This is a genomic window from Thiocystis minor (genome assembly GCF_016653465.1).
Classification (GTDB): Bacteria; Pseudomonadota; Gammaproteobacteria; order Chromatiales; family Chromatiaceae; genus Chromatium; species Chromatium minus.
Window position 1 is genome coordinate 89,647 of record NZ_NHSQ01000068.1, and the last position, 5,350, is coordinate 94,996.

At 60.5% G+C, this 5,350-nt stretch carries 5 protein-coding genes and 1 pseudogene; 4 read left to right on the top strand and 2 right to left on the bottom strand.

What is annotated here, in order from left to right; translation table 11 throughout:
• Positions 1-181: hypothetical protein (locus tag CCR95_RS24930; protein WP_207188559.1), on the bottom strand; the 181-nt coding region annotated here is incomplete at its 3' end.
• A 311-nt stretch (positions 182-492) separates the two neighbouring features.
• Here CCR95_RS24930 and CCR95_RS25245 point away from each other — a divergent pair.
• The 4 genes and pseudogenes from CCR95_RS25245 to CCR95_RS08635 all read left to right on the top strand — a co-directional run.
• Entirely contained in the window at positions 493-663 is a 171-nt protein-coding gene (locus tag CCR95_RS25245) for a hypothetical protein (protein WP_242523132.1), read from the top strand.
• 1,022 nt (positions 664-1,685) lie between these two features.
• Positions 1,686-2,651, top strand: a complete 966-nt coding sequence (locus CCR95_RS08625) for an RpnC/YadD family protein (RefSeq protein ID WP_201093552.1) — start codon at positions 1,686-1,688, stop codon at positions 2,649-2,651.
• Between the two features lie 283 nt (positions 2,652-2,934).
• Positions 2,935-4,221 carry a nucleotide sugar dehydrogenase gene (locus CCR95_RS08630; RefSeq protein ID WP_201093554.1) on the top strand — a complete coding sequence of 429 codons (1,287 nt, stop codon included), beginning with the start codon at positions 2,935-2,937 and terminating at the stop codon, positions 4,219-4,221.
• 58 nt (positions 4,222-4,279) lie between these two features.
• Positions 4,280-5,209: pseudogene (locus CCR95_RS08635) on the top strand (NAD-dependent epimerase/dehydratase family protein); the annotation flags it as partial.
• Positions 5,210-5,266: 57 nt separating this feature from the next.
• Here CCR95_RS08635 and CCR95_RS25250 read toward each other — a convergent pair.
• Positions 5,267-5,350, bottom strand: an 84-nt coding sequence (locus CCR95_RS25250) for an IS4 family transposase (protein ID WP_242523135.1), incomplete at its 5' end; no start/stop codon positions are given.

Genomic DNA, 5,350 nt, shown 5'->3' on the forward strand with positions numbered 1-5,350 from the left:
ACCACAAAGGCACGAAGAACGCAAAGGAAACAATACCTTGAGGATTTTCATGCGGCTTGTCTCCTGGTCGACCCAGCCTCGGCCAAGCTTCCGCCAAACATCCTTGATTCAATCCTTTGCGGCCTTCACGTCTTTGCGGTGAGAAATCCGGGCTAAAAAGCCTGGGTGCGGATTGAGCCACTTTGTGTCGTCTTTCAGGACCTGCCCCCATGATCCTGATGCCGTCGTCATCGTGCAGACCTTGTATGGGCGCACACCGAGATGGCGGCCGATGAGCAATGGACGCCAATGGTCAGAGGCAAATGGGGTTAGCCCCCTGGGCAACACCATCGATCAGGAATGCGCCATGCGACCACCCGATCTATCTGTTTTGATCCGCGGGCGCCGAAGCGTTTCGGGGCCTGACCGGCGGTCGGCGGTTAGCGGGCGGCTTGGTACAATCTGCTCACCAAGATTGGACGCGATGGCGAACAATCTCCCGCGCGCGAGGTGGTGGGAATCGGGGTGTATCTGCGCGAGCAGGATGTACCGCGATTTCCGCGCTGGCAGAACCGGGCCGAGGCGCCCCTGTTGCGAGTGATGCTGCGTCAGGTGTTGCCGGGCTGGCTGGAGCGGGAGCCGGACAACCCCGACGTCAGCAATTCCAAATTTTGCCGGTCGTGACCGGCAATCTCCTGAAGCGCCCCTGGGAGCGCCGGCTTGTCGCCGGCTGTGGAAGAAGCCAACCGACGGCGCGGGAAGCCCTGCCAATTCGTCCGGCTGCAAGCCGGACTCCCCAGGGGCCGGCTGCAAGCCGGCGCTCCCAGGTCTCGCCTTTCGCCCAGCGTGCGCCGGTCATCCCAAAGAACGGCGACCGGGCGAGGGCGCGTTGCGTCGCACAGGATCGCGATCAGCCATCCAAATTTTGAATTGCTGGAAAAAGGCGGTGGAGGCGTCATGCCGATCGCCCATCAGATTGAGTGACAAGGTTTTGATCAGCGGCGGTTCCCGAGAGGCACCTTGATCCCAAGGAGGAACGCGCGGTGCGCGATCTGCCGCGCAAACGCCGCTAATTGGCGCATCGGCAGACCCGTCAATTGCAATCGATCCGGACTCTCATGGTCCGCCATCGTGGCCAAGCGCTCAGCGCCAATCCGATCAAACATCGGACGGCGGAAGACGTCGATGGGTTTGAGGCATCGCGTTACACATATCTTTGTAAGTTACTGAAACTTAAACAACACAAACCGGAGCGTGTTATATAAAAATCAGCAAGTTACAGACTTTTGTGTAATGGTATGGGTTTGAGGTTCCCCAACCGGACCTCGGTCACAAATTCTACACGTCATCGTGTTATAGACCTTTCCAGCCGCAAGGCAAACGAGTAAGGTTCAAACCCTGTGCGAACCGCCTCCCGGCCAACCCGCGCGCAGTGAAGACGGACCCACAAGGAACGAAACGGAGCGACGCCCTTCATGCCGATCTCAAGGTGCAGCCACCCCTTAGGCACCCCGACGCCACCGCGCCGGCAGACCGGTCCCGCGCGCCCCAATTCCGCCGCACCCCAAGTCGCTCCCCGTCCGCCTTGCAACCTGAATCGATCGGCAGCACCCGCCAGCGCCCCCTTCGCTCACCGCCACGCCGGCACGTCAACACCGCTCCCGACGCTGACGCCCGCGCGACGCGGAGCAACTCACCGCCGCGCCATGAGCCACGACCAGAACTTCAAGAACCTCATCCTCGACTATCCGCGCGAGGCGATCCAATTTGCCGCCGCGGCAGAGGCCGCCGCCATCGATCAAGGCGCGCGGATCCTGCCGATTCGTCAGGAACAACTCAAGGAGCGACTCGGCGCGCGGTTTCGCGAGCTGGATACGCCCCTGCTGGTCGAATGGCCCGATGGCCGGCGCGAGGCCCTGCTCTTCGTCTTCGAGGAAGAGACCAAACCGCGCCGCTTCTCGATCCATCGGCTGGCCCACTATTGCCTCGATTTGGCCGAACTCATCGGCACCGAACGCGTGGTTCCAGTCGTCATCTTCCTGCATTCTGGTGCCTATCCGACCCAACTCATCCTGGGCGGCGACCACCAGCATTATCTGGAATTTCGCTATCTCACCTGCCCGCTCTTCAGCACGCCCGCGCGCCAGCACTTCGACAGCCCCAATCTGGTCGCCCGCCTGAATCTGCCCAACATGGCCTATGTGCCCGAGGACAAGCTCGATGTCTATGCCCAGGCCGTGCGCGGCCTGCTGGAGCTTGAACCCGACCCCGAACGTCAGATCAAATATCTCGACTTCATCGACATCTACACCCATCTCACCGAGAACGAGCGGGTCATTTATCAACAGCGCTACGCGCCGGAGGCTGACGCCATGAGCGGATTCGCCGAGCGATTCATGCAAATCGGAGAAAAAAAAGGCCATCAGGAAGGACTCCAGGAAGGACTCAGGGAAGGACTCCAGGAAGGACTCCAGGAAGGCCATCAGGAAGGACTCCAGGAAGGCGAAGCAAAGATCCTCCTGCACCTCCTGACCCTCAAATTCGGCCCCCCGAGCGAAGCCGTGCGCGCGCGCGTGCAGGCCGCCGACCCGGACACCCTGCTCGCCTGGTCCGCGCGGGTGCTCACGGCCTCTGGTCCAGACGAGGTCTTTGCGGAGCGTGACGGGCGATGACCGCGGCCATCGCGGGCAACGACCCGCCGGACGGGGCCTTCGCTCCCTCCGGAAGCCTTGCGACCCTTGAGGTTCGGCGCGACGGTCGAGTCTTGGCCAAACAGGCGGGACGGGGTGAAGATTCCATCTCGCCGAGGAAAACGTGGTCTGTCCCGGTTTTTCGCCACCAAAACTTGAGCGCCAATGCACGCGATGATCGTCCGCGCCATGGAAGACCAGACCCCGTGACGCTTCTCGCCACGCCTGTACGCTCAAATTCTCCCCATCGCTTAGGGAAGACCTCATGAACCCCATCGTTGCCGTTGTCGGGCTTGGTTACGTCGGTTTGCCGCTCGCGGTTGAATTCGGCAAGCACTATGAAACCCTTGGCTACGATCTCTCGGAAGCCAAGATCGCCCACTATCGGAACCACTGCGACCCCACCGGCGAAGTCAGCACGGCAGACCTGAAAGCGGCGACCCAACTCACCGTCAGCACCGACCCAAGCCGCCTGAACAAGGCCGACTTCATTCTCGTCGCCGTGCCCACGCCCGTTGATTCGAACCACATCCCTGATTTCGCCCCACTCATCGGCGCCTCCATCAGTGTCGGCAAACACCTGAAACGAGGCGCCACGGTGGTCTATGAATCCACCGTCTATCCCGGCGCGACCGAAGAGGTTTGTATTCCATTGCTGGAACAACACTCCGGCCTCACCTGGCGGCACGATTTCCATGTGGGCTACTCCCCCGAGCGGGTCAATCCCGGCGACAAAGAGCGGACCATCACGCGCATTGTGAAGGTGGTTGCCGGAGACGATGGACCCACCACCGACGCCGTCGCCGATTTGTATGCGTCGGTGATCACCGCCGGTGTTCACCGTGCCAGCTCCATCAAGGTCGCCGAAGCCGCCAAGGTCATCGAGAACACCCAGCGCGATCTCAATATCGCCCTGATGAACGAACTGGCCCTCATCTTCGGGCGTCTCGGCATCGACACCCTGGAAGTCTTGCAAGCCGCCGGCACCAAATGGAACTTCCTCCCGTTCCGCCCGGGCCTGGTCGGCGGACACTGTATTGGCGTCGATCCCTATTACCTGACGCACAAAGCCGTCGCCCTCGGCTACCACCCCGAGGTCATCCTCGCCGGGCGTCGCATCAACGACGGCATGGCCGCCTACGTGGCCCAGCAGACGGTGAAACGCCTGATACAAGCCGGTGAAACGATCAAAGGCGCCAAGGTGATCGTCCTGGGCCTCACGTTCAAGGAAAACTGTCCCGACCTGCGCAACTCCAAGGTCGCCGATCTCGTCAGGGAACTGCAATCCTTCGGCTGCGATGTTGCCGTGCATGATCCCATCGCGGAATCTACTGAAGCGGAACACGAATACGGAATTGGCCTCACCTCATGGGGAGAATTACCCGACAATGCCGCGGCAATCGTTGCGGCGGTTTCGCATCGGGAATACTTGACGATGCCATTCTCTGACCTGACCGCAAAGCTGAAGCAAGATGGCGTCTTCACCGATGTTAAATCGGCCTATGACCCGGCGGCGCTTCGGGAGGCTGGGTTCAACGTTTGGCGGCTGTGAGAGACAGGATCGAATCAGCGCCAATGGATCCCCGCACACATCAACCACGCGCCCCGATATGACAACCGCTTACGATCAACTGCGCTCGCGCCTGCCTTTGAGCCCGAAGACCTGGCTCATCACCGGTGTCGCGGGCTTCATTGGCTGCAACCTCTTGGAGACCCTACTCAAGCTGGATCAGATCGTCGTTGGATTGGACAATTTCGCGACCGGTCATCGACATAACCTCGATCAGATTCAGCGCGCGGTCACGCCGGCGCAGTGGGCGCGCTTTCAATTCATCGAAGGCGATATCCGGAAACTGGACGATTGCCACGCAGCCTGTGCAGGGGTTGACTACGTCCTGCATCAGGCGGCACTCGGCTCGGTGCCGCGTTCGCTGGAAGATCCCATCGCGACCAACGCCGCCAACATCGACGGTTTCCTCAATATGCTGGTCGCGGCACGAGATGTCCAAGTCACGCGCTTCGTCTATGCCGCATCCAGCTCGACCTACGGTGACCACCCTGGCTTACCCAAGGTCGAGGACGTGATCGGCAAGCCGCTATCGCCCTACGCGGTCACCAAACTGGTCAACGAGCAGTACGCCGAAGTCTTCGCGCGCGCCTACGGTTTCAAGACCATTGGTCTGCGCTACTTCAACATCTTCGGTGCCCATCAGGATCCCAATGGCGCCTACGCCGCCGTCGTACCAAAGTGGATCGCGGCGATGATCAAGAACGAACCCGTGTGGATCAATGGAGATGGCGAAACCAGTCGCGATTTCTGCTACATCGCTAATGCCGTTCAGGCTAATCTTCTGGCCGCCACCGCCGACTATTCGGAGGCCGTCAATCAGGTCTATAACGTCGCGGTTGGGGAACGTACAACCCTGAACGACTTGTTCGAAGCCATTCGCTCCATCCTGGCGCCTAGTGCACCACATTCTCGTGACTTCAGACTCTGCTATCGCGATTTCCGTGCTGGTGATGTACGTCATTCGCTCGCCGACATCTCTAAATCCATCCCATTACACACAACTTTCCGTGTCCGGCATCTCCCTGGCCTATTTGATCCCGGCGGCGAAGTCCATGATGCGCTGCATGCCCAGCCAGATCGTCTTCAAACCGGGCTCGCCATCGCCCTTGCG